Raw genomic sequence first — 23,088 nt, forward strand, 5'->3', positions numbered from 1 at the left:
AGAATTGATTTGTAATATTTATTGATTTCGCCTTTAGTACGTGTTTTTTGCGATGGAGCAAGTTACTGTTCAATGGAAATGCTAATGAACTTATTGCTTCTGATGGGCGTTGAATATGTGTTGAGTGCAGCTGATTGAGCGATGCAAAACACAAAACAGCGCCTTTCAAGAGCCTTTATTCATCAGTATAAGAACGGAGGGAGTAAGTCGCGCGGCTGACTCGGGTCTGCTTGTTGGGGGAATTAGTTTTGCAGGATGGCTTCTATATCTCGGCTTACTGCCAGATTGGGCAGCTTGAGTACCTCCATCGCATCGCTCTCAGGCATGACCAGAACATCAGCTTGTGGCGTAAGGCGGGGCAGACTATAGAGCTCGTCCAGCTGTGGGAGCTTGAGCGCTATTCGGGACAGAAGCATCACACGCAAGCCTTTTACAACACAGATCATTTTCGAGAATTTCTGCAGGAGCGTCTGGCCCCCCTCGGATTGAAGCCCGCCGACATCAAGGGAATTTGGGGGACGCCGGGCGTCACCACGGACACCACCGACTACTGGCGCTGCTATGGCGACTTTTCGCAGCATAGTCTGGCCCACCTCTTTTGCGCGATGATGTTGGATAAAGAGGTTTTCGAGAGAGGTTGTATCGTGGGTCTGGCCGTTGATGGCGGGCCAGATAGCCTGGAGGATCTTTATAGCCGGGATAAGCCATTCTACGCTGGGGCGATAGTAAAGTCCGGGGATATTAACGTATTCCCTGTCCCGTCGACGGCTCCGTTCTGGGCGTTGCTTAGACAATACTTTGGCTTGAAAGAAGGAAGCTTGATGGCACTAGCAAGTGCTTGTCGCGGGCCAGATCTTTTGCCAGAGCAGGCGCCGCCGCCCATTTTTGGCGTTGCGGATTTTCTTGAAGCCGATGCCTGGTTCAACGGAATGATCGATGAGGTCAATTTTCTTTGCGATGAAGAAAAATCAGAGGATATGGACGGAAGGTTCTCTCCTCTGGAAAATAAAGCGGCAGTTATGACGCGGATTATTCAGGCCTGTACTGAGAAGCAGCTTGAAAATACGGTGTCATCTATTTTAAAAGAACATGAAGTTGACCCGCGATCGAGCTATCTTGCCATGGCTGGCGGCTTGGCACTTAACTGTCCTGCCAACACGCATCTCATGAATACTTTTGGGTTTAAGGGATTTATTGCCCCACCTTGCGTCAATGACTCAGGGCTTTCGATGGGCTTGGGGTTGATGCGTTTTTTTGAACAAAACAGGGATTTTGCGTTCAAATTTGCGTCGCCTTACGTTGGGGGGCGTTCGGGGAGCTCAGTCGAAGCTGTTGTGGCTTCTGAAAGCTTCAGCCCCTTCGTTCGCGCGCTATCAACTTATTCCCCCTCTGAGTTCTTGGAGGATATTGTTAAGGGCCCCGTGGTGCGTTTCTGCGAAGGCTCTGAAGTTGGGCCGCGCGCCTTGGGTAATCGATCTTTGCTGGCTGATCCGAGAACGGAGCGGTCCAAGGATCTGTTGAATTCAATCAAACAACGGGAGTGGTGGCGGCCTGTCGCCCCGGTCGTTCTGGAGGAGCATATCGACGCTTGGTTTGAGGATGCGTTTCCGTCACCTTACATGCTGATTGCATTTGCAGTGAAGCCAGAGCAGCAGGCCCTCGTTCCGGCAATCTGCCATCTGGATGGCACGGCACGCGCGCAGACACTCTCTCGCGCAGCAAATCCGGCGCTCTACGATGAGATACAGGCCTTTGCGCGCGAAACCGGGGTGCCGATGCTGTGCAATACCTCGCTGAATGATCGCGGCGAACCCATTTTGAACAGCTTGGAAGCGGCACTCGACTTTGCGCTGAAAAAGGAACTCAGCGTTGTTTATGTTGATGGCTTTCGGCTAGAGCTGACGAACTTCAAGGAATACCAATCCGCGCCGCCACCCGAAGGGGTCAACCGGAGCTTTGTGCCACGGCAGCCTATCGACTGGGCAGAAGCCGAGCGAGCAGCCAACCCGCTGGAGCTGACCCGGGAAGAGCTGGTCTTAAAGCAGCTGAACCCGCGCTTGAGAGCTCTTGATCACAAAGACCCGGAACAACTGCCCAGACTGCGCAAACTGCTGCGCCGTGTCAGGGCGCAGTTTTCCAAGCGTGCGGACTTCCAGTTTGTCGATCTGGCGCAGGATTTTGATGCACCGAACACGCCGCCCCGCGAGGCGAAGGCTCTAAGCCGGGCGGAGACGCTGCGTCTGGAGGTAACAGATGGATAGAAACGCCGGAAGTGAGGCGATTGACCGCCGGGCGCAGAACCAGAAACTCAGGGAGGCAAAAGAAGCTGCCCAAAAAGCTGAGGCTGACGGCGACCTGAACAGGGCGCTGGCTTTATGGTCTGGACTTGTTGAGAGCGCGCCGCACTTTCTGCCTGCTGTCGTTGGGGTCATTCGTACACAGCGCGCGTTGGGGCAATGGTCCGAGGCTTTGGTAGCAGCGCGGAAAGCACTGGCGACTTGGCCAGATAAACCGGCCCTCCTTCGCCATGCGGCGCAACTTGCCAAGCAAGCGGGCGCACACTCTGACGCGTTGCAGTTCGCTCGGGCACTCGCGGAACTGGAGCCAGAAAATCCTGTCCCTCTGCGTTTGGAGCTCATGAGTCTGTTCTCGCTTGGGAACTATGAAGAGCTTGAGGGCAAGATCGAAAGCGCCTTGAAGAAGCACCCTTCGGACACAGCATTGCGTCATGTTTATATTCTGTTGAAGCGGGTTACTTCCCCTTCATCTGGTGACATAACAAGACGTGCTCAGTGGTTCCACGAAAGCCCGGCTGATCGGGTTTTCTATTCTTTTTATCTGGATGGTCTTCACGGCACGGGGCGGCTGGAACAGGCAAGAGCAGCGCAGGAGCTCCACGAGCATGCGCGCCAGAAAACTGAAAAATTACAGGATCTTGAGGCTTTTCGAGCGCGCCTCAATGCGCCGCCCGAACCCAAGAAGCAAGATGCCGTCTTTTTTAAAAGGATACGCCAGTTTCTGTGTCCGCCAGGTGTCCCAGACGATGAGTTTATGCGCGGCATGGTATGGGGCGCTGCTGCAAACAGACTTTCCATGCAATGCTTCATGGACTTGCCAGCCGAAGCCGAGCACATGGAAGGGCTTTTTGTGCCGCCGGACCTTGGCGCGGTGCGTGCGGCGCTCAACAAAGGGAAGGGTTGTCTCTTGGTCGCGTCTCACAACGGCCCAACGGCGGCAGCTTCTTGGTATCTTGAGCGGCAGTTTGAACGCTTCAGGCGTATCGGCAATCGCGGCAACTTGATGTTAGCACGACGTCCTGAAAATGCGTGGGAGCCAGAAGCGCATAAGTCCATACTCATCGGCGCAAAGCCAAGAGCGGAATTGCGGGCTGTCATTAAAGCATTGAAAGAAAATGACGTGCTGGCGCTTGCCTGCGATGGAAGTCAGGTCGGTTCCGCCGTAGAAGTGGCGTTTCTGGACGGCACCCTGAGGCTTTGGGACATGCCCGCGCGCCTAGCTGTGAAGCATGGGGTTCCCACATTTTGGTGCCAACCCTATTGGCAGGGCGAGAGCATTGCCCTTGAAATACAAGAGATTGCACCGAACACTGCATCACCGGATGCTGACGTTGCGGTCATGGAATGGGCGCGGAGTTTTGCCAGCAAGCTGGAGCGCCACCTGCGCAGGTCTCCGCGAAACTACACATATCCCAGAGATTTTTGGGCAAGGGCCATGGGGTCCTCGCCTGGCTCGGACTGAAGACGGGGCATTGATGATAAACGCCGCAAACAAGGATGCACGGGCATCCGGTGGTTTTGCAAGTCTGCGAAGCGTGACCTACAAAAAGTGGGTTGCGCAACGGATCTCGCATTTCCTCAGCCTCCACCCCCAGCTTGAGCCTCGCTACGCGGCGGCCAAGAAAGTGGTGCGTGCTTTCCGTCGTCCTGCCTTCTATGAGATTTCGACGCGCTGCAATTTGAAATGTGAAGGCTGCTATTATTTTGAGGGGGGGCAATCCCACGTTTCCGATATTCGGGCGCAGGATGAAGAATGGGCACAGTTCTTCAAGGAAGAGCAGCGGCGCGGTGTTTCAATGGCCTATTTCGTTGGCGCGGAACCTGCCTTGGAACCGAAGCGTTTGATGGCGGCCGCTGAGTGTTTCCCTTGGGGAAACATCGGCAGCAACGGCACGATCAGAATTCCCTCCGAAGTGCCCTACCGCATTGGTGTCTCTGTTTGGGCAGCGGATGAAGAAACCGATCGCGTGATGCGCGGCGCTGGTGCTTTCCGCAAGGCCCTGATGAACTATGCGGGGGACCCGAGAGCGATCATTCTGTTTACCGTGTCACGCTGGACCATTGATCATATTCCGATGATTGCCCAGCAGTGCCGAGAGCACGGTCTGCCACTCACGTTCAATATCTACTCTCCAACCCACAGCTATCTGGAGAAACTCAAGTCACATCAAAGCAACGATCAGGCGTTTTTCCGCGTAAGTGCGCCGGAAGACAACCCGCAGCTGGGGCCTGAAGACCTTTACCGCATGACGCAGGTGATCGAGGAGACCATGGATCGGTATCCGGAAACAGTCATCTACGATCGTGGCTATAATCGGCTCATGAGTGCGCGCGAGGCGCCCCATGCGATAGATCCGGCTACCGGTATTGCCGAAAATTGCGGCTCTCGGATGGTTGCCCCCATGCGTTACTTCGGCACCAACCGACAACAACTGCAGGTCAAGTGCGGCACTTCTGATGTGGACTGCAGTCAATGCCGCCTGTACTCCGGCGGCTGGTCTTCTCGCTTTGTGCCCAGCCCTACAGACCTTGAGGACCTGCAAGGCTTTAAGGGGTGGTTGGACACGATGGATGTGCTGGGCCGGATTTTCCTCATCGGTGCGGCCGAGCCATATCATGTGCCTGCTGCTGAAAGTGCCGATCAGTTTGCTGGACGTGCGTTTGAATGAGTGGAGCGACGATGGCCCCTCGCCTGTCTTTTGCCCGGGCTGACGAGATCAACTGGAAGAACCTGTCGCAGATTATTCGCTTCCGGCCAAACACCCGGCCGGTGGAGCTTCTTCATGAACCTATGGTGCTTCGGCGCATCAAAGGACGGCAAGTGGCGTTGATTGCCGATGCGGCTGCCGCTGAACAGATCCTGTTCGTGAGGCCTCATGACTTTCCGAAATCCGAGGTCCAGCGCAAGCTGGCCTGCGTGGCGCTCGGCGAGGGCATCAGCGGGACCCGAGGGGAACAGAGTGCTCAACAGCGGCGTGCCATTCGGCCCTTGTTCAGCGCTGTTTTGAAGGAGTGTCTGGCACAGGTCACCGTTGAAGCAACGGCTGATGCGGTGGGGCGTTGGCGGCGGAAAGGCACAATTGATCTCGGCTTGGAAATGTCTGATCTGGCGCTGCAAATCGCCTGGGCAACCCTTTTCGGGCCTGGCAGATATGAAGGTCGAGACCCAGTTGTTACGCAAACAGTGCAAGAGATTGCCCGCGCAAGCAGGGCCGATTTTCTCGACAACTCCAAAATCGTCAAGCGCCTGACGAGACATTTCATTGACAGCGGGCGGTGGAAGAAGGTCGCGGACAGCTCCCCGTTTTCTCAGATCACCAACCCGGCTGGGCATTCGGCAATGAAGCTGAGCCAAGCGGAACTGGAGGCAAATGCGAGCGTACTGATTGCCTCGGGCCATGTGTCTACAGGCATTTCCTTGGCGTGGATCGCTTGGCTGATGGCAGCGCTGCCCGAAAGGCAAAACCAGCTTCGCGAGAGCCTTGGCACATGGCAAGCGCCGGAAAGGAGCCCCCTTCTCGCTGCGACCATGAATGAAGCGCTCAGGCTGTTTCCAGCTGTGCCCGAAGCCATGCGTGACGCGAAGGTGCCCTTCGAAATAGATGGCGTGCCTCTAGAGCGCGGGGCACTCTTGATTGTCTCGCTATATGCTCTCCATCGCAGTCAGAGATACTGGGAGGCGCCGGATTCGTTCTCTCCTGAACGCTTTTTGTCCGGACCCAAAGCCCCGCGCGGGGCATTTATCCCCTTTTCCGGTGGGCCTTACGGCTGCCTTGGAGCGGCAATTGCTCAAGAGGAAATCTCGCAGGTGATCAGCTCGGTCATGTCGCAGGTTCGGTTGAAACTGCAGGATCGCGATGAGCCCGCCCCCGGGCTTGAAACCGGTGTTTGTCTCTATCCCGACCGTCCTCTTCTTGTTGAAGTTGCGGGCCTTTAAGGCCCGCTGCCAGGCGTTCTTTCCTAAATCTCCTATGGTAAGTTGAGGTCCTGCCGGGGCGCGGCACCCACCGGCATTCTTCCCCGTTGCTATTTATAACCATGCTATGTTTTCTCAAGGTCATTCCTCCCAGAGAAACGTGAGAATGGCGTCAAGAGTTATGCCCCTATAGGTTGCTTGAAGTAAATTAATGCAACCAAAAAGAGAAATGGCACGGCAACTCCCAGCGACTTTGCTGTCTCAGTTGCAGATTTATGTTTCCGTCTCTTTTTGGCTCGCTAGTCAACCAAGGAACCTTAGGTGAGGACTGAATGGGACAACCCTTTATCTCCCAGATATCTCTGTGGGGCTTGAACTTCGCGGTTGAGGACTGGGCGTTTTGCGACGGCCAGACACTTAATATTTCTCAGTATGCGGCTCTCTATTCTCTGCTGGGTACCAAGTATGGAGGCAACGGAACCTCCACCTTTTCGTTGCCAAACCTCAAAGGGCGCATAGCAACGGGCTTGGGCTACCCGGGGGAAGACCGTGGCACCATTGGCGGTACGGAAACCGTGACGCTTACTGAGGTCAGCATGCCGGCTCATACCCACCGAGGCACAGTGCTGACGGTGGCTGATGACCCGGGCACCAGCGGGCCCGCAACAGGCCTTGTGATGGCAAACCCTACCGTGACTCGCCCGGGGTCCAGCGTAGTTGGCAGTTCCTTCTCGGAGGACGGGAGCCTAGATGCTTCCTTCAGTGCAGGAAATCCGACGGAAAGCGTTGGTTCAAGTACACCGTTTTCCGTGCGCAGTCCGTTTCTTGCAGTGAATTACGAGATCGCGTTGGAAGGCGTCTATCCTTCTCGGGATTAGAAGCTTGTGTTCACCTGCCGTTTAAACAAGTTTTAAGGAGTAAGTCGTGGCGGAGCCATTTATCTCCCAGATTTCGGCGTTTGGCCTCGGGTTCACCATTGAGGGCTGGACCCAATGTCAAGGTCAGTTGCTGTCGGTTGGACAGAACCAAGCGCTGTTTTCCCTCATCTTGAATATCTATGGCGGCGATGGCCGTGTGTCCATGGGCGTGCCGAACCTGGCAGGCCGGACGGTGTTGCACTCAGGTACCGGTCCGGGCCTGTCCAACCGGAATCTGGGAGACCAACACGTCTCCAGAACCTGGGCGCTCAACCATCTTGAGATGCCCTCTCATGACCACCTCATTGCCCAAAAAGCCAAGCCGAGTTCTGGCGCTTCCCGTGATCCCGCTCCGGGCTTTGTCACTGCGATACCGGAAGGCTCATTTGGCGGTACCCCGGTAATCGCGGACTGGTATGCATCTGCCTCCAATCTGACAGACTTGTCTTCCTATGGCTCTCCGGCCACCAGTACCGAAGGTGCCAGTTCACCCATTTCGACTATGTCGCCATTTCAGGTGGTTAGCTACCAAATGGCTTTGCTTGGGACGTATCCACCGCGCTCCTAAACGCCTCGACACTTTGCGTTTGTATTTAAAATTGAAAACACCTTGACGGGTGTTTCTAAAATGGAGGCATGAAATGTCACAGCCATTTATGTCGCAGATTTCGATCTTTCCGCTCGTCTTTGCTGTCCAGGACTGGGCCTATTGTGACGGACAGATACTCTCAATCAGTCAGTACAATGCGCTCTTTTCGTTGCTTGGTACAACTTTTGGTGGAAATGGTCGCACGTCATTTGGCCTGCCGGAAATGCGGGGCCGCGTTGCTGTTCATCGGGACACCAACGGGCTTTATCCATGGGGCCTACGGTCAGGCAACGAGACGCAGACCCTTGATGTCAACAACCTGCCACCGCACACGCATGACAATGTGCGGTTCGCAGCTTCCACCTTGGTTGGGAGTGAAGTGCCATCAGACATGACCATTCTCTCGGTCCCGCAAGTCGGCGGTTTGGTTGGCGATGGTTTTGCGGTGCCCGACGGGAGTGAGGTTACGCTCGGCAATAGCGGCAGCCGAACGATAAAAAGCGGATCGGGCATCCCATTCTCGATCATGGACCCGTTCACCTGCATGAACTACGAGATCTCGCTCAAAGGGGTGTACCCCTCAAGAGCGTAGCTTCTCCCGTTTTTCACCCAGAGTGGAGGTATGTGATGACCGCTGTGAGCCCCCATGATGTGAGGATCAGGCCAGCCGGAGCCGGAGATGAGCCGTTCTTGAAGCGTGTGCACGCCGCGGAACGGCATTGGGAGTTCGCGCCCCTTCTCAATGCAGGGGACGAGGAGAACTACCACAAGGTGCTGGCGCAGCAGTATAACGCCCATCATGAGGTCTATTTCAACAGCTACACTGTTGCAAAGTATGGGATCATTTTGCTGTGCGGGACGCCGATCGGCCGACTCTATCTGGATGAGCGGGAGGGTGAGTTCCGGGTTCTGGACATCGCCTTGCTGCCACACTACCGGGGGCGCGGGATCGGTTCGATTATCATGCATGGGATTTGTGCAACTGCTGCACGCATGCGTTTGCCCGTGACCTTGCATGTGCACTGCCTCAACGCAGCGGCCTATCGGTTCTACTGGCGGCTTGGGTTTGAGCCGGTGAGTTCGAACCAACGGCACACGCTGATGCGGTGGTTTCACCCAAGCTATGAGCAGTTTGCCAGTGGGCACTTTGTGCCGCCGGACGTGACCGTCCGGCGTCTGCAGCACGAAAACGCGGGGTCGGGTGCAGCCTGACCGCGGTGACTTCTCTGAAAATGCCTTGGCACCGTGAAAGCACTTGGGCTGAGGCGTGTATGCATCATCAAATGGAGGTAGTTATGAAAGCCATCAAGGATTTGGAACACACTGACTTTACTGGTTTGGTTGGCGAGGAGTTTGCAATCGGGCATTACAAAGCCAAGCTCACCTCCGTCTCTCTGGGGCCTGATACGCCTTCCGAGTTCCGCGAGCAGTTCTCGTTGATCTTTGAATGCCCGGATAATTTTGTCGGTGACCACGACACGCTGGCGATCTCCCACGATACCATCGGAGCGCATTCTGTCTTCATCTCCAAAGTGATGGGGAGCAATAAAACACCGAACCTTCAGGTGGTGTTTAGCTGATTGATCTCATTGGAGATCACAACCTGAAAGCAAAGCTGGCGGCATCTGTGTGCCGCCAGTTTTTCGTTTCATCCGACCCTGGCCGGTTAAAGCTCAGGGAGCCTTGGCCGCTTCGCTCTGATGGATCTGACCTTTTAAAGATCGAACCTGATTGTTGAGCGCGGCACGACCCAGCCCTAGCCCGGAAAGTGGCAGGCCGTGAAGTGGTCCGCGTCATTCTCCGCGCTGGCTAGAGCCGGGGCGGATTGGGCACAAGCGTCCTGAGCAATGGGGCATCTGGTGCGGAAAACGCAACCGGATGGTGGATTGAGCGGACTTGGCAGATCCCCTTCGAGCAGCATGTGCTTCTTGGCCCGTTCGATTGCAGGATCCGGGATCGGAACGGCCGAGATCAGCGCCTTGGTGTAAGGATGGCGCGGCGCGGAGTAGAGTGCCGCGCGGTTGGCGATTTCCATCACCTTGCCCAGGTAAAGCACCATCACCCGATCTGAAATGTGTTGGACCACGGACAAGTCATGGGCGATGAAGATCATGGACAGGCCCATCTCCTGCTGGATGTCCTTGAGGAGATTGACCACTTGCGCCTGAATGGACACATCCAGCGCGGAGACCGGCTCATCACAAATCAAGAGCTTCGGCTCCACAATCAGCGCCCGTGCGATGCCGATGCGCTGGCACTGACCGCCGGAGAACTCATGGGGGTAGCGGTTGATCTGGTTTGGCAGCAGGCTGACCCGCTCCATCATGGCGCGCACCCGTGCCTTTACCTCCGCAGCTAACAGGTGCGGCTGATGGGTCTTCAGCGGCTCTGCGATGATTTCGCCAACGGTCATGCGCGGATTAAGCGAGGCCAGTGGATCTTGAAAGATCATCTGGATTTGAGAGCGGTAGGGCTGCATCCGCTTGGGGCTGAGAGACAAAAGATCTGTCGTGCCATCGAAGGTGACACTGCCTTCTGCTTCAACCATCTGGATCAACGCGCGGGCCAGCGTGCTCTTGCCGCAACCGGACTCGCCCACAATGCCGAGGGTTTCTCCGGGGCGCAGCGTGAAGGACACCCCATTGACCGCTTTCACAACCCGTTGAGGCGACCAAGGCAGCGCGTTTTCTCGGCCTGCGGAGAAAGTAACGCGCAGGTTCTCTACATCAAGAAGCGGGGTCATGAGGCAAGCTCCAGAACTGGGCGTGTACAGGCCCGCAGTCGACCTTCAGCAAAAGCCTCCAGAGCAGGCCGTGTGGTTTCGCAGAGCGGCTGAACTTCGCTGCAGCGCGGAGCGAAAGGGCATCCCGCCGGTTGGCTGAGCAAGTTGGGCGGGCTGCCCGGGATGGTCTTCAGGGTTGGGGAGAGCTGGTCAACGCGCGGAATGGCCTGCAGCAGACCGCGGGTGTAAGGGTGGGACGGATTGTCAAACATGGCGTCAACAGGGCCCTGCTCCATCACCCGGCCGCCATACATGACCAGTACTTCATCGCAGAAACCAGCGACAACGCCCAGATCATGGGTGATCAGGATCACCGCCATGCCGAACTCGCGGCGCAGCTCGCCAAACAAGTCCATGATCTGTGCCTGCACGGTAACGTCCAAGGCAGTTGTTGGCTCATCTGCGATCAGCAGCTTGGGCTTGCACAGCAATGACATGGCGATCATGACGCGCTGGCGCATTCCACCGGAGAACTCATGCGGGTAGTAGTGCAACCGCGCTTTGGCATCTGGAATGTGCACCGCGTCCAGCATCTCAACGGATTGGCGCAGAGCGTCCTTCTTGGAAAGGCCCTTGTGGTGGATCAGGACTTCAGCCATCTGATCGCTCACCCGCATGAACGGATTGAGCGATGTCATGGGGTCTTGAAACACCATCGATATGCCCGTGGAGCGCACTTGGTTCAGGGTCTTCAACGGGGCGTTCAGCAGCTCGGCGCCGTCAAACCGCACGGAGCCTGTTGCCTTGCCGTTTCGTGCCAAGAGCCCGAGTGCGGCAAATGCCGTCTGACTTTTGCCGGACCCGCTTTCGCCAACGATTGCAAGAGACCGGCCCTTGTCGATGGACAGGCTGAGGTCGCTGACGGCGTTGACAGTTCCCTCATCGGTGTTGAAGGCCACACTCAGATTGTTGATCTCGAACATGGGCATTCTATCGATCCTTCGGGTCTAGTGCATCGCGCAGACCGTCGCCGACAAAATAGAAGGCGAAGATGGTGACGACGAAGAAGAACAATGGAAAGGCCAGCTGCCACAAGGTGCCAAACTTCATGGTGCGGGCGCCTTCAGAGATCAGAGCGCCCCAAGAGGTATCCGGTTCCTGAACTCCCAGCCCGAGGAAGGAGATGAAACTTTCCGCCATGATCATGGATGGGATCAGAAGGGTGGCATAGACCACCACAACGCCAAGCAGGTTCGGGACGATGTGGCGCAAAATGATCTTCGCGCTTGAGACACCACTGGCGCGGGCGGCCTCAATGAACTCCTTGTGCTTGAGGGACAAGGTTTGTCCGCGCACGATGCGCGACATGTCCAGCCATGACAAAAGGCCAATGCCGATGAACAGCAAGGAAATGGAGCGGCCGAAGGCCGTCAGCATGATGATCAGCACGAACATGTAGGGAATGGCCATGAGCACATCGACAATGCGCATCATGAAATTGTCGAGAGCGCCGCCCACATAGCCGGAAATCGCGCCGTAGAGCGTGCCAACAACGACTGCAACGCCTGCGCCCAGAATGCCCACCATGAGGGAGATCTGGGTGCCCTGCACTGTTCGGGCGTAAAGGTCTCTGCCTAGGTCATCCGTGCCGAAGTAATGGCCGGATGCCAGCGAGGGGTAACCCAGTTCCGCCACCTGTCCAATCACCATGAAGTCAATGTCTTCATTGTTGAAGGAGGTGAACTGCGCGCCAAAGGCAGCGAACAAGGCCACCAGAACAAGCACAACAAGAGCTGTCATGGCCGCCTTGTTGCGCAAGAAACGACGACGGGCATCCGCCCATGGCGACCGGCCCCGCACATCTTGCTCCGCCATGCGGGTCGCCATTTCTTCAATCTTACCTGTATCAGTCAGCATGGTGTCAGTGCCGTATTCTTGGGTCGATCCACGCGTAGAGCAGATCGACGATCAGGCTGAAAAGAATGGTGAGAGCGCCAACCAGAATGGTGACCCCCATCATGAGCGAGTAGTCACGGTTCAAAGCTGCGTTGACAAAGGCCAGACCGATCCCGCCGGTCGAGAAGTACATGTCGATCACGACCGAACCTGTGACCATGGCCACGAAGGTGGGGCCGAGGTAGGACACGACTGGAAGCATCGCGGGTTTCAGCGCATGGTTGAGGATGATGCGGCGAGCTGGCATCCCCTTGGCGCGTGCCGTGCGGATATGGTTCGAGGTGAGAACCTCCAGCATGGAGGACCGCGTCAAGCGGGCAATGGAGGCCATGTAGCTGGTCGACAGTGCAATTACCGGCATGACGAGATATTGCCACTGTCCGCCCTCCCAGCCGCCGCCGGGCAGCCAACCCAGCATCAACGTGAAGATCAGCACCAGAATGGGCGCCATCACGAAGTTTGGCAGGACTTGCGCCCCAATGCTGATGCCAACCGTGATGTAGTCGAGCCAGCTGTTCTGGTAGATGGCGGCGCAGGCCCCAAGTGTCACGCCGACGACAACGGCGACCACGAAGGACAGAACGCCGTAGGTCAGTGTGATCGGGAAACCGTTGGCGATGATCGCGTTGACGGTCCGGTCCTTGTAGACGAAGGATGGCCCGAAATCGAAATGAAAAACAACGTTCTTGATGTACTGCAGCAACTGGACATAGAGCGGTTGGTCCAGACCGTACTTGGCCTCAAGGTTGGCCAGAATCTCGGGCGGAATGGCGCGTTCCTGAGTGAACGGGCTTCCGGGGGCAAGGTGCATCAAAAGAAACGAAAACACGATCAACACCAACAGGGTTGGGATCGCGATCATGATGCGCCGGGCAATGTAACTTAGCATGGCATTCTCGTGTTGGCTGAAGGGATGGGGTGCCACTTGAACCGTGGCACCCTGCTCATAGTCAGTCTTTCACGAGATAGAGGTCGCGCGAGTACCAGGTGCGCATCACGTTCTCAAGCGGCCAACCACGCAGGTTTGGCTTGAACATGTTCACGTTGGTGTAGTGGTACATCGGGATGAATGGCATCTCTTCTGCCAGAATTGCCTCAGCTTGCGTGTAAAGCTCGCTTGGGTCAGCAATGGTCTTGGATTCCGCCATCAGCGCATCGTAGTCGGCATTGTTGAAGCCGGCATTGTTGTGCCCGGAATATGAAGTCAGCAGGTCGAGGTAGGTTGACGCCTCATTGTAGTCGCCGCACCAGGCATAGCGAGCGACCTCATAGTTCTTGTCCTGCATGTTCTCCGTGTGCACTTTCCATTCAGTGTTTTCGAGAACAGCCGTTACCCCAATCGCTTTCCAGAACTGGCTCACAGCGATGGCGATCTTCTTGTGACCTTCACTGGTGTTGTAGGAGATCTTGAGCTCAAGAGGATTTTGCGGGCCATAACCAGCCTCTGCCAGCAGTTCCTTGGCTTTGGCAACACGCTCCTGCTGGGTCCAAGAGGCGAATGGAATGTCTGGCGTCGTGAAGTTGGCCGTCGCGGTGTGGGTCAGGTTGTATGCTGCCGTTTGGCCACCTTGCATGATGCGGTCTACAATAACGTCGCGGTTGACGGCGTAGGAAAGCGCCTTGCGGACCCGAACATCTTTAAGGGCTTCCGGCCCTTTGTCGCTCATGTTGAGCCAGTAGAAGTATGAACAGGAGTAAGGAACAGCGGTGGCTTGATCGGGATACTGTTCTTTCAGGCGCGGATACTGACCTGTCGGGACTTCGGTCTTGTGCAGCTCGCCTGCAAGGTAGCGCGTCAAAGCCTGCGCCTCGTCGTTGATGATGAGGGCAACCGACTTGTCGAGAATGGTTTCCTCATTGTTCCAGTAGTTCACGTTACGCTCGCGAACCAGCTTTTCGCCCGGGGCGTATTCGGTGAGGACATAGGCGCCGTTGCTGACCATGTTGCCGGGTTTGGTCCAATTCTGACCGTGCTCTTCGATGGCCCATTGGGGCGACGGGAACGTGGAGCTGTGAACGGTCATTGCAGGGAAGTAGGGCAATGGGTTGATCAGCTTGACTTCAAATGTCTTGTCGTCGATAGCCTTGACGCCGAGCTCTGACGGGTCAGCTTCGCCTTTGACAACGGCAGAGGCGTTCTCAATTCCCATCAGCTCCATATACCAGGCGTATTCAGAGGCCGTTTCCGGGTCCGCCAGTCGCTGCCAGGCATAAACGAAATCACCCGCTGTCACCGGCTTGCCGTCGGACCACAGGGCGTCCCGCAGATGGAAGGTGTAGGTCTTGCCGTCGTCGCTGACTGTATAGCTCTCGGCAACGCCCGGCTCCAGACTACCGTCAGCCTTTTCGTTCATCAGGCCTTCGAACAGGTCACGCATGACTTCCGAACCGCTGACATCGGAGTTGAGCTGTGGGTCAAGCGTCTTGAAATCATCCAGAATGCGGTAGATGAATGTCTGGTCCGCTGCCAGCTCCTCACCATTGATAACGCGAGTTTCTGCCAGTGCCGGAAAAGCAATGAATGCACTCAATGCAGTCGCAATAAGCCAGTTCTTTTTCAAGACCCTCTCCTCTTTGTAGTTTTCGCTTGCTGCCTTGATTATTTTGCAGTCAAACGCAGCTATAAAAATATGCAGAGGTGACAATAAGTAAGCAGAATTTCCCTGCGCCCCTCATTTATACTCTAATGAATTAAATTCACTTATTGTTTTACACCCTCTGTGAGAATCGTTTTAGCAAACTATTGTCGCCTCTGGAAGTTGGTTGTTGCGTTATGACATACAACCTTTGCTCTAGAGGTGGATCGTTGCGCGCGCTTACTTGACTTGGGGTGCAGCATTGCGGAGATGGAGAGTGTGCCGGCGCGCCAAGGGCATAAGCTGCGCGTGGGTGCAAGCTGATCATTGCGGATCGCGCGGAGAGCCCGCGCCGCAGGAGCAGGCTGGTCACGGAAAGAGCAACCAGCCTGTTTGATGGACATTTTAGTTCTTGGGTGCTTTGACAGTGGTTTCCAGCAGGAAACGCTGACACGCTGGGGCACCGATTGTTGTTGTCACGTTTTCCGGGAAATCTTGCGTGCCCCAGAAATCCGTCACAATGCCGCCTGCCTCACGCAGAATGACAACGCCCGCGGCAAAGTCCAGAAAGCCGGTTGGGCCTTCAAAGTATCCGTCGAGGCGTCCGGAGGCGACGTAGGCAAAGCCAAGAGCGCAAGCGCCAACAATGCGGATGGCCCCGATCTGCTCGCGAATTTCGTGCAGGCGATCATATGCCCCGTCAGAATGGGCGTGGCAATCGAGCGGCAAACCCGTCCCGACAACGAAACGCGCCGGATCGTCCTGTTTCCGCACCTTGATGGGCGCTCCGTTCATCGTCGCGCCGCCGCCGATTGTTGCCGAGAACATTTCATCGGCGACCGGCTCATAGATCACGCCTGCAAGCGGCTCCGTACCGCGCACCAGTGCGATGGAAACGGCGAAGTTCAGGCCGCTGATGTAGTTTGTGGTGCCATCGATCGGATCCACGACCCAGCGCAGTTCCGCGTCACTTGGGCCGTGGCAGCCATACTCCTCGCCTTCAAACGCGATATCCGGATAGGCGTGCTGGAGGGTCTCGCGGATAAGCTTTTCCGCTTCGCCGTCCGCCTGACAGATAAAGTCTGCCTGCCCTTTGAAGGCAACCGACAGTGCGCCCTCATGGCGGAAATAGTGCAACGCTTCCTTGCCAGCACGGCGTGCTGTGTGCTCCATCAGCTCAAGAAGCTTTGTGTAATCGGAACTCATAGGTCTTCTTCCTGCATCTTTGTGTCCGGTAGGTCGTCGAACACTTTCATTTCCGAGAAACGTATCCCGACCCGGTCGCCCTGCTGTGCAACGCAGCGCGCTTCGACCAGAATGTTCTGGCCACACCCGGTGGTCACCACATAGCGGGTGAGGTTGCCTAGGTAAGACACCTCGTGGACCACGCCATCGATGTCGCCCTCGCCCGGCGCTACGACCGAGATTGTTTCTGGGCGCGAGAACAGCACGCGCCCGTTGGTGGGGCTGGTTTGGAACGTCATTGCGCCTTGAATGATGGCACCACTGTCGAGCTGAAATGCATCAGCTGAGACGGCGTGCCCGCGCAAGAACGTTGCTTTGCCAACGAAGTCAGCAACGCGGGTACTGACTGGTGTCTCGTAGATTTCGCGCGGGGTACCAATCTGAGCGACCCGGCCCTGATGCATCACCGCGATCCGATCGGAGATATCAAGGGCTTCTTCCTGATCATGGGTCACGTAGACGGCGGTCAGGCCAAGTCGTGACTGCAAGGCGCGAATGTCACGGCGCAGTTTGACGCGCAGCTTTGCATCAAGGTTCGAAAGTGGTTCGTCAAACAGGAGCAGCGGCGGATCGATGATAACGGCTCGGGCCAGCGCCGCGCGCTGCTGCATGCCACCGGAAAGCTCGCCGGGGTACTTGTCCGCGGCGTGCTCCAGTTCCACAAGCTCGAGCGTTTCACGCACCTTGCGCTCGATGGTCGCCTTGTCCTCTTTGCGCATTTCCAGACCGTAGGCGACATTGCGCGCGATGGTCTTGGTCGGCCACAGGGCGTAGTTCTGGAACACAAAGCCAATGCCGCGGTCCCATGGCTCGATTTGGCTCACATCCTTATCGTCGAAAAGAATGCGCCCTCTCTTGGGCTTGATGAAGCCTGCAAGGCATCGCAGCAAGGTTGTCTTGCCGCAGCCGGACGGGCCGAGCAGTGTGAAGAATTCGCCATCGCGAATGTTCAGATCGGTGGCGTGAAGTGCCTGAAACTTGCCGAAGCAGATCTCCAGCGCTTCCAGAGAAACGCTCAAGCCATTTGATGACGGGTTTTGCTTCCGTGTCATACCAAGGTCTTCTTTCGTGAGCATGTGATGTAGGCCAGAGGCACGTAAAGGATCACCATCATCAGCACCGACATGGCGGCGGCATATCCGAAGTTAGCGCCAGGGGAGATGGTGTTTTGGAAGATCACCGCCGACATGGGGGTCCAGGGTGGGCGGTAGAGCAAGATGGTGGAGCTGAGTTCCGTTGCCGAATGCAGGAACACCAGTGTGAGGCCGGTAATGGCACCGCTGAGCATCATTGGCACCACGATGCCAAGGAAGACCCGCACTGGCGTTGCGCCAAGGCTCATGGCCGCGTCTTCCACTGCGGGGTGGATTTGATAGAGCGCAGCTTCACTGGTCTTGAGCGAGAACGGCAGCATTCTGACGAAATAGCTCAGCACAAGAATGAACCATGTGCCGGTCAGAACGATCGGGCCTTGGTTGAACGCGAGGATGAAGCCAATCGCGAAAACCGTGCCCGGAATGATGTAGGGCGTCATCACCAGGCCGTTCAATGCCGGACCAATGATGCGGAAACGCTTGCGAACAATCATATAAGCGATGGACAGACCGAAGACCATGCAGAGCATGGTGGCGGCAAAAGCCGTCGACAGACTGACCCAGACTGCATTCAGCTGCTCTGTGAACAGGGTGCTGTAGTTTGCAAGGGTCATGACGGTTGTGACCGTGCCTGCGCGCCACTCAAGGAAGGATGTGATGGCCACAAAAACGTGTGGGGTGAAGGCAAAGCCAATGACGATGGCGCCAAAGCCATAGATCAGCCACTTGAGTGCCGTTCCCGGACGGTCGAGTTCGGACTTGCGGGAGGTGACGGACGCAAAGCTGCGTCCTGCAAGCACGACACGTTGCATGGCGAGGAACATCATCGCAATGATGAGCATGATGATGGAGCCGGTGGAGGCGATGGATACGTTACCGCCAGTCTCGTTGAGGAACTGCGTGTAAACCAGCTTGGGAAGGATCACCAGATCCAGCGAAATGATGAAGGGGGTCCCGAAGTCTGAGAATGCCGCCATGGCCGCCATGTACAGGCCCGTCAAGACGCCCGGCAAGCTGGTGGGAATTTCCACGTTGAAGAAGGCGCGCCGCCGAGTTGCGCCCAAGCTGAGGGCACTCTCTCGCAACGTGGGATCAATGCTGCTGAAGCTGTCGAGGCTCATCAGGAAGATCAGCGGATAAATCAGCCAGATGATGACCCAGATTACGCCGTGGAGGCCGACAATGGTCCAGTCCAGGCCGAGCGCGGCGGTGAGCAGTCCATTTGAACCCAGCAACATGCGCCAGACATACGCGCCAAGGAAGGGCGGCGATATGGATGCCATGGTGATCAGCGCAATCAGCATGGAGCGGCCGTAGAACGAGTACCGTGCGACCAGCCAGGCGAGCGGAACGGCCACGATGCTGGCAAGAACCGTTGAGGCGATCGTTACGATGAGGCTGTTCTTGATGGCTTCCAGATACACACTGCGCGACAGAAACTCCTTGAAGTTGCCAAAGCTGAAGCTGAGTGCGCGATCGTGAAAGCGAATGAAACTGCGGGCTGCGTGCGTGATCTCAACGGCACCATCAACGGGGCGGGCCTCAAATACGGGTGCAGTGGGCGTGCCGAAGATCGACATGGGCACGGTCTGCTCAACCACAAATGAAGCATTGTCTGAGTTGAGCACCAGCCTGCTGCCTGCAGAGCTTGGGTCAATCGTCAGGGGCCCGCTGGTTTTGAAAACGATGCGGTTGTCGCCCTTGTTGGAAACGGAGGCGGCAAAGCCATCCGGCCGTTCCAAGGTAATGTCTTCTTGTCCATCAGTGCGCGGAATGAAGCGTTGTACGTCTTCTGAGACAAGCATCATTTCGCCTTGGCGAAGCTGGATCGTGAAGGCACCGCCATCTTGGCGGAAGGCCGAGACAACGATCCATATCTGCGGCACAGCGACCAATAGAATGGCCCCGGCTAGGCAGAATAGGGAGAATATTTTCCAGCTGTTTCTCATAGTTCCTGGTCCGGTAGGCAATGTACCGTTGAATGCGGGCACCCGGTGGGATGCCCGCAATAGTTGAGTTCAAGTTTGGGGGAAGCTCTGCTTACTTGGCTTCGAGGATAGCCGTGAACTTTGCTTTGATCACGTCTGCAGGTTCTTCGGCTGGGAAAAGCTTCAGAGCATCCAGAGCAGGCAGGCCTTCTGGCGGCGTCACATCGGTGCGAACAGAACGACGGTTCACAAGCGCGGTGGACAGCGTCTGACCTTCTTTTGACAGGATGAAGTCGATGAAGGTTTTGGCATTGTCGGCATTTGGTGCATTCGCGATGATGGCCAGACCATCAACCTGAACGGTCACACCGTCGGTTGGGTAAACCATCTTCACTGGCAGGCCTTCTGCTTCCCACTTGGCACCCAGATCTTCATTGATCCAGCCAATCGCTGCTTCGCCATCACGTACGGCCTCAAACATTGGCGTAGAGCCCGGTGTTGCACGTGCGGTTTTGATGACGTCGGTCATGAACTCCCAGCCAAGGCCGGAAGCCAGGCCAGACACGATGGACACGCCAGTGCCGGAGTGGTTCGGGTCAGCCAGAACCAAGCCACGTGTGTCATTCCAGCGTGGGTCCAGAACTTCCTTGACGGTGGTTGGATAGTCGCCTTCAGCCACCAGATCGGTGTTTACCAGCAGAGGCTGGGCGAAAAGTGAGAATGGGAACCACTTGTTGTTCGGATCGCGCAGGCGAAGCGCAGCGGCTTCTTGGGAATCGTAAGCTTCATAGAGCTCAGCGAAAGCTTCGAAGCTCTGAATGGCCCCGCCCCACTGGATGTCTGCAGCTGGGTTTGCGGCTTCCGCCTGAACGCGCTGGAACAGAGCGCCGGTGTCGCCAACGATCACTTCTACGTCGATTTCAGGGTGCTTTTCTTCGAATGCGGATACGAGAGGGCCGAAAATCTCGTCGCCATGGGCGGAGTAGACCGTGAGATTGCTGGCAGAGGCAGCAGTTGTCATCAGTAGCGCGCCAATAGCGGCGGTAATTCCCAGAGTTTTCATGTGTCGATTCCTACGCTGCAAAGTTAGGTTCGGTGGTTCTAGTGCACAGGCGTGCGCACCTTGGTGGTATCTTCGCCCGGAGCAAGCGGTTTCACTCCCGCTCAGTCACGACGGGTTAATGCCCCATAGCCCATGAAACCTTTATGACAGTTGGAAACATATCGAAGAATCTGGGCTTTAGCGGGACTCTGCCTTGGGTATAAATAATAGAATCAAGCTGTGCGCACGCGGTTGCGCACATGCGCGCATGCGGTGTGATATTGTCTTTTGGTGCACGCATGTGCATATTGTCGCTATGCAAAAGGTGAACGCAAAAAAAGTGGCCGAGTTGGCCGGAGTTTCGCGCTCGGCAGTGTCGCGCAGCTTCTCAGGGAATGGTCGGGTTTCTGCAGAAACGCGCGCCAAGGTGTTTGCTGCATCTGAGCAATTGGGCTATCGCCCGAACGGATTGGCATCGAGCCTTGCGCGGCAGACAAGCGACATTGTGGCGCTGATAAATGGCGATGCGCCGGACTTTCGGGAGGTGTTCTTTGTTCAAAACCTCAGCCGGGCGTTGTTCAATGCTGGCATGACGCCGTTGATGCTGTCTGTGCGCAACGATGACAGTGGCGCTGAAACGCTCTCTCAGTTTCTGCGGTTTCCCCTTTTGACTGCGGTTGTCTCTGCCGATTCCATTGAAGCGCGACATGTGATCCCTCACTGCCCTTATGCGCCGCCCATCATGCTCAACGAAAATTACTCGCGAGACGATGAGGTGGATGCGGTCCGGTTGGATGAGGTGAAGGGCATTGGCGAAATGGTCGCCCATCTGGAAGCCACGGGACGAAAGACGCTGTGGTTCATCGCCGGGCGGCAGACGACATCCGCTTATTCCTCACGAAAGATGGCGCTGCTTGAGGCTTTGGCGCGCAGCGACCTTCGGCTGCTGGATAGCGAGGTCGGGGACTTCTTCTACGACAGCGGCACGGCGGCATTTGAGCGGCTGTATCAGCGCGGCCCTTTGCCGGATGCGATTTTTTGCGCAAACGATCTGATGGCCATGGGCGTTATGGATACGGCCCGCTTCAAGTATGGCCTGCGGGTGCCTGAAGACCTTTATGTGGTTGGTTTTGACGACATTCCGCAGTCGTCGTGGCCGACCTATGCCTTGCCGTCCATCCAGCAGCGCGATGCAGACATCATCAATGCGATTTTGGAGATCTTGACGGAGCGCAAGGAAGGCGCTGGTGATCAAAGGTTGAGCAAGATGGTTCCGACGCGGTTCGTGCCGCGTACGAAAGCCGAGTTTGCCTAGGCATTCCATGGCCGGAAAGGCCATGGAATGCTCTCATATCTGACGCGTTAGCTCGCGTTTTGAAGCACCTTGACGGCCAAGCCGCCTTGAGATGTTTCCCGGTATTTCGGACACATGTCTTTGCCGGTTTGATACATCGTGGCAATAACCTTATCCAGCGATACCACCGGGTCCGAATTGCGGCGCAGCGCCATGCGGGCCGAGTTGACTGCCTTGACCGCTGCAATGGCATTGCGCTCGATGCATGGTACCTGCACTTGCCCAGCAACAGGATCACAGGTGAGGCCCAGGTTGTGTTCCATGCCTATTTCTGCGGCGATGCAGACCTGCGCCGGGCTTGCGCCCATCAGTTCCGCAAGGCCAGCCGCTGCCATGGAGCATGCAACCCCCACCTCGCCCTGACATCCGACTTCTGCGCCCGAGATGGACGCGTTCATCCGATAAAGCGCGCCGATTGCGCCTGCTGCCAGGAAATACTGGGTGTAGTGTTCGGCGGAGATCGGTTCCACGAACTTGTCGAAGTAGGCCAGAACTGCTGGCAAGATGCCCGCAGCGCCATTGGTCGGCGCAGTTACAACGCGGCCGCCTGCTGCGTTTTCTTCTGAAACTGCAAGGGCAAACAGGTTGATCCAATCTACGACCGCCATGGGGTCGGTATTGGAGCGAGCTGACGCGGTGAGCTGGCGATGCAGCGCTGCTGCACGGCGTGGCACGCGAAGCGGTCCGGCGAGAATGCCTTCTGTTTTCATGCCGTTGTCGATCGCGCCGCTCATGACGGACCAGACATAATTCAGATGCTCGTTGATCTCTTCTTCAGTGCGGAACGCTTTCTCGTTTTCCAGAATGAGTGCTGAGATGCTCATGCCGGATTGCTTGCACTGGTTAAGCAGTTCTTCCGCATCAGCGAAGGGATGAGGAACCTCGCGCTCTTCACAGGCGGCGCGGCCAAAGTTTTCTTCGTCGACGATAAAGCCGCCGCCAATGGAGTAGTAAGTCTTGGTCAGGACCAGCTCGTCCTCCGCAAAAGCATGCAGCTTCATGCCGTTTTCATGGAGCGCCAATGCGGGCTCATGAAACGTGATGGCGTCCGTAGGGAACGCAACCATGTGGCTGTTCATGCCCGCAGGCAGCTGGCCGGTTTCTTCAACCTGCTTGATGAAAGCTGGAATGGTCGAAATGTCGACGGATTCCGGAGAGTTGCCAGCAAGGCCCATGATGATGGCGATGTCAGTTTGGTGCCCCTTGCCGGTCAAGGACAAGGACCCGTAGATGTCTACGGTAATGCGGGTGACTTCGCGCAGTTTGTTGGTTGCCCGCAACGTGTCGACAAACTGTTTGGCAGCCTTCATGGGGCCGATGGTGTGGGAGCTGGACGGGCCTACGCCCACTTTGAAAATATCCAGGGTACTGAACATGGGGCTATGATCCTTTTAAAAAAGAAACCGGTGCAGGTGGGCACCGGTTTCTGTAGGCGTCACAATTGTGAACTCG

The 23,088-nt window shown here is 56.5% G+C and carries 20 protein-coding genes; 10 read left to right on the plus strand and 10 right to left on the minus strand.

What is annotated here, in order from left to right; translation table 11 throughout:
- Positions 1-248: 248 nt before the first annotated feature.
- The 9 genes from Q3Y58_RS12045 to Q3Y58_RS12085 all read left to right on the plus strand — a co-directional run bounded on the left by Q3Y58_RS12045 (position 249) and on the right by Q3Y58_RS12085 (position 9,299).
- Positions 249-2,261, plus strand: a complete 2,013-nt coding sequence (locus Q3Y58_RS12045; RefSeq protein WP_319622412.1) for a carbamoyltransferase C-terminal domain-containing protein — start codon at positions 249-251, stop codon at positions 2,259-2,261.
- Complete coding sequence (locus Q3Y58_RS12050; RefSeq protein ID WP_319622413.1) at positions 2,254-3,759, plus strand: LpxL/LpxP family acyltransferase; 1,506 nt, start codon at positions 2,254-2,256, stop codon at positions 3,757-3,759. Before Q3Y58_RS12045 ends, Q3Y58_RS12050 begins: the two co-directional genes overlap by 8 nt.
- Positions 3,760-3,772: 13 nt before the next feature.
- On the plus strand, positions 3,773-4,966 hold the full coding sequence (locus Q3Y58_RS12055; protein ID WP_319622414.1) for a radical SAM protein: 1,194 nt from the start codon (positions 3,773-3,775) through the stop codon (positions 4,964-4,966).
- The gene (locus Q3Y58_RS12060) at positions 4,963-6,234 is read left to right on the plus strand and encodes a cytochrome P450 (RefSeq protein ID WP_319622415.1); all 1,272 of its coding nucleotides are present in this window, start codon (positions 4,963-4,965) and stop codon (positions 6,232-6,234) included. Before Q3Y58_RS12055 ends, Q3Y58_RS12060 begins: the two co-directional genes overlap by 4 nt.
- A gap of 311 nt (positions 6,235-6,545) precedes the next feature.
- Positions 6,546-7,091, plus strand: a complete 546-nt coding sequence (locus Q3Y58_RS12065; protein ID WP_319622416.1) for a phage tail protein — start codon at positions 6,546-6,548, stop codon at positions 7,089-7,091.
- Between the two features lie 46 nt (positions 7,092-7,137).
- Positions 7,138-7,698 carry a phage tail protein gene (locus Q3Y58_RS12070; RefSeq protein WP_319622417.1) on the plus strand — a complete coding sequence of 187 codons (561 nt, stop codon included), beginning with the start codon at positions 7,138-7,140 and terminating at the stop codon, positions 7,696-7,698.
- A 73-nt stretch (positions 7,699-7,771) separates the two neighbouring features.
- Positions 7,772-8,311: a phage tail protein gene (locus Q3Y58_RS12075; protein WP_274219727.1), complete on the plus strand. Its 540-nt coding sequence runs from the start codon at positions 7,772-7,774 to the stop codon at positions 8,309-8,311.
- Positions 8,312-8,346: 35 nt separating this feature from the next.
- Positions 8,347-8,931 (plus strand): GNAT family N-acetyltransferase, encoded by a 585-nt coding sequence (locus tag Q3Y58_RS12080; RefSeq protein ID WP_319622418.1) that lies wholly within the window; start codon positions 8,347-8,349, stop codon positions 8,929-8,931.
- An 83-nt stretch (positions 8,932-9,014) separates the two neighbouring features.
- Positions 9,015-9,299, plus strand: coding sequence for a DUF6916 family protein (locus Q3Y58_RS12085; RefSeq protein WP_274219729.1), 285 nt, complete (start codon positions 9,015-9,017; stop codon positions 9,297-9,299).
- A 176-nt stretch (positions 9,300-9,475) separates the two neighbouring features.
- Here the strand turns inward: Q3Y58_RS12085 and Q3Y58_RS12090 are convergent, their stop codons facing one another.
- From Q3Y58_RS12090 to Q3Y58_RS12130, 9 genes are all read right to left on the minus strand, one after another.
- Positions 9,476-10,462 carry an oligopeptide/dipeptide ABC transporter ATP-binding protein gene (locus Q3Y58_RS12090; RefSeq protein ID WP_319622419.1) on the minus strand — a complete coding sequence of 329 codons (987 nt, stop codon included), beginning with the start codon at positions 10,460-10,462 and terminating at the stop codon, positions 9,476-9,478.
- Positions 10,459-11,430 carry an oligopeptide/dipeptide ABC transporter ATP-binding protein gene (locus tag Q3Y58_RS12095; protein WP_319622420.1) on the minus strand — a complete coding sequence of 324 codons (972 nt, stop codon included), beginning with the start codon at positions 11,428-11,430 and terminating at the stop codon, positions 10,459-10,461. Before Q3Y58_RS12095 ends, Q3Y58_RS12090 begins: the two co-directional genes overlap by 4 nt.
- A gap of 1 nt (position 11,431) precedes the next feature.
- Positions 11,432-12,358: an ABC transporter permease subunit gene (locus Q3Y58_RS12100; protein WP_274219732.1), complete on the minus strand. Its 927-nt coding sequence runs from the start codon at positions 12,356-12,358 to the stop codon at positions 11,432-11,434.
- A gap of 4 nt (positions 12,359-12,362) precedes the next feature.
- The gene (gene oppB / locus Q3Y58_RS12105; RefSeq protein ID WP_319622421.1) at positions 12,363-13,286 is read right to left on the minus strand and encodes an oligopeptide ABC transporter permease OppB; all 924 of its coding nucleotides are present in this window, start codon (positions 13,284-13,286) and stop codon (positions 12,363-12,365) included.
- A 61-nt stretch (positions 13,287-13,347) separates the two neighbouring features.
- Entirely contained in the window at positions 13,348-14,958 is a 1,611-nt protein-coding gene (locus Q3Y58_RS12110; RefSeq protein WP_319622422.1) for a peptide ABC transporter substrate-binding protein, read from the minus strand.
- A gap of 420 nt (positions 14,959-15,378) precedes the next feature.
- Complete coding sequence (locus Q3Y58_RS12115) at positions 15,379-16,179, minus strand: inositol monophosphatase family protein (RefSeq protein WP_274219735.1); 801 nt, start codon at positions 16,177-16,179, stop codon at positions 15,379-15,381.
- A complete protein-coding gene (locus Q3Y58_RS12120; RefSeq protein ID WP_319622423.1) occupies positions 16,176-17,270 on the minus strand; it encodes an ABC transporter ATP-binding protein in 1,095 nt (364 codons plus the stop codon). Before Q3Y58_RS12120 ends, Q3Y58_RS12115 begins: the two co-directional genes overlap by 4 nt.
- Positions 17,267-19,261, minus strand: coding sequence for an ABC transporter permease (locus Q3Y58_RS12125; RefSeq protein WP_319622424.1), 1,995 nt, complete (start codon positions 19,259-19,261; stop codon positions 17,267-17,269). The genes Q3Y58_RS12120 and Q3Y58_RS12125 overlap by 4 nt, the downstream gene beginning before the upstream one ends.
- Positions 19,262-19,352: 91 nt before the next feature.
- Positions 19,353-20,303, minus strand: coding sequence for an extracellular solute-binding protein (locus Q3Y58_RS12130; protein WP_274219738.1), 951 nt, complete (start codon positions 20,301-20,303; stop codon positions 19,353-19,355).
- A gap of 280 nt (positions 20,304-20,583) precedes the next feature.
- On the opposite strand from Q3Y58_RS12130, the gene Q3Y58_RS12135 reads away from it, so the two are divergent.
- A complete protein-coding gene (locus Q3Y58_RS12135) occupies positions 20,584-21,597 on the plus strand; it encodes a LacI family DNA-binding transcriptional regulator (protein ID WP_319622425.1) in 1,014 nt (337 codons plus the stop codon).
- A gap of 47 nt (positions 21,598-21,644) precedes the next feature.
- On the opposite strand, the gene Q3Y58_RS12140 is transcribed toward Q3Y58_RS12135, so the two are convergent.
- Complete coding sequence (locus Q3Y58_RS12140) at positions 21,645-23,012, minus strand: L-serine ammonia-lyase (RefSeq protein WP_274219740.1); 1,368 nt, start codon at positions 23,010-23,012, stop codon at positions 21,645-21,647.
- Between the last annotated feature and the right edge of the window lie 76 nt (positions 23,013-23,088).

Source organism: Nesiotobacter zosterae (assembly GCF_033843645.1).
Lineage (GTDB): Bacteria > Pseudomonadota > Alphaproteobacteria > Rhizobiales > Stappiaceae > Pseudovibrio > Pseudovibrio zosterae.

Coding starts and splice junctions, on each gene's coding strand:
- Q3Y58_RS12055 (WP_319622414.1), top strand. CDS start 3,773: ATGATAAACGCCGCAAACAAGGATGCACGGGCATCCGGTGGTTTTGCA.
- Q3Y58_RS12090 (WP_319622419.1), bottom strand. CDS start 10,462: ATGACCCCGCTTCTTGATGTAGAGAACCTGCGCGTTACTTTCTCCGCA.
- Q3Y58_RS12075 (WP_274219727.1), top strand. CDS start 7,772: ATGTCACAGCCATTTATGTCGCAGATTTCGATCTTTCCGCTCGTCTTT.
- Q3Y58_RS12130 (WP_274219738.1), bottom strand. CDS start 20,303: ATGAAAACTCTGGGAATTACCGCCGCTATTGGCGCGCTACTGATGACA.
- Q3Y58_RS12125 (WP_319622424.1), bottom strand. CDS start 19,261: ATGAGAAACAGCTGGAAAATATTCTCCCTATTCTGCCTAGCCGGGGCC.
- Q3Y58_RS12120 (WP_319622423.1), bottom strand. CDS start 17,270: ATGACACGGAAGCAAAACCCGTCATCAAATGGCTTGAGCGTTTCTCTG.
- Q3Y58_RS12095 (WP_319622420.1), bottom strand. CDS start 11,430: ATGCCCATGTTCGAGATCAACAATCTGAGTGTGGCCTTCAACACCGAT.
- Q3Y58_RS12060 (WP_319622415.1), top strand. CDS start 4,963: ATGAGTGGAGCGACGATGGCCCCTCGCCTGTCTTTTGCCCGGGCTGAC.
- Q3Y58_RS12080 (WP_319622418.1), top strand. CDS start 8,347: ATGACCGCTGTGAGCCCCCATGATGTGAGGATCAGGCCAGCCGGAGCC.
- Q3Y58_RS12100 (WP_274219732.1), bottom strand. CDS start 12,358: ATGCTGACTGATACAGGTAAGATTGAAGAAATGGCGACCCGCATGGCG.
- Q3Y58_RS12085 (WP_274219729.1), top strand. CDS start 9,015: ATGAAAGCCATCAAGGATTTGGAACACACTGACTTTACTGGTTTGGTT.
- Q3Y58_RS12065 (WP_319622416.1), top strand. CDS start 6,546: ATGGGACAACCCTTTATCTCCCAGATATCTCTGTGGGGCTTGAACTTC.
- Q3Y58_RS12050 (WP_319622413.1), top strand. CDS start 2,254: ATGGATAGAAACGCCGGAAGTGAGGCGATTGACCGCCGGGCGCAGAAC.
- oppB (WP_319622421.1), bottom strand. CDS start 13,286: ATGCTAAGTTACATTGCCCGGCGCATCATGATCGCGATCCCAACCCTG.
- Q3Y58_RS12115 (WP_274219735.1), bottom strand. CDS start 16,179: ATGAGTTCCGATTACACAAAGCTTCTTGAGCTGATGGAGCACACAGCA.
- Q3Y58_RS12140 (WP_274219740.1), bottom strand. CDS start 23,012: ATGTTCAGTACCCTGGATATTTTCAAAGTGGGCGTAGGCCCGTCCAGC.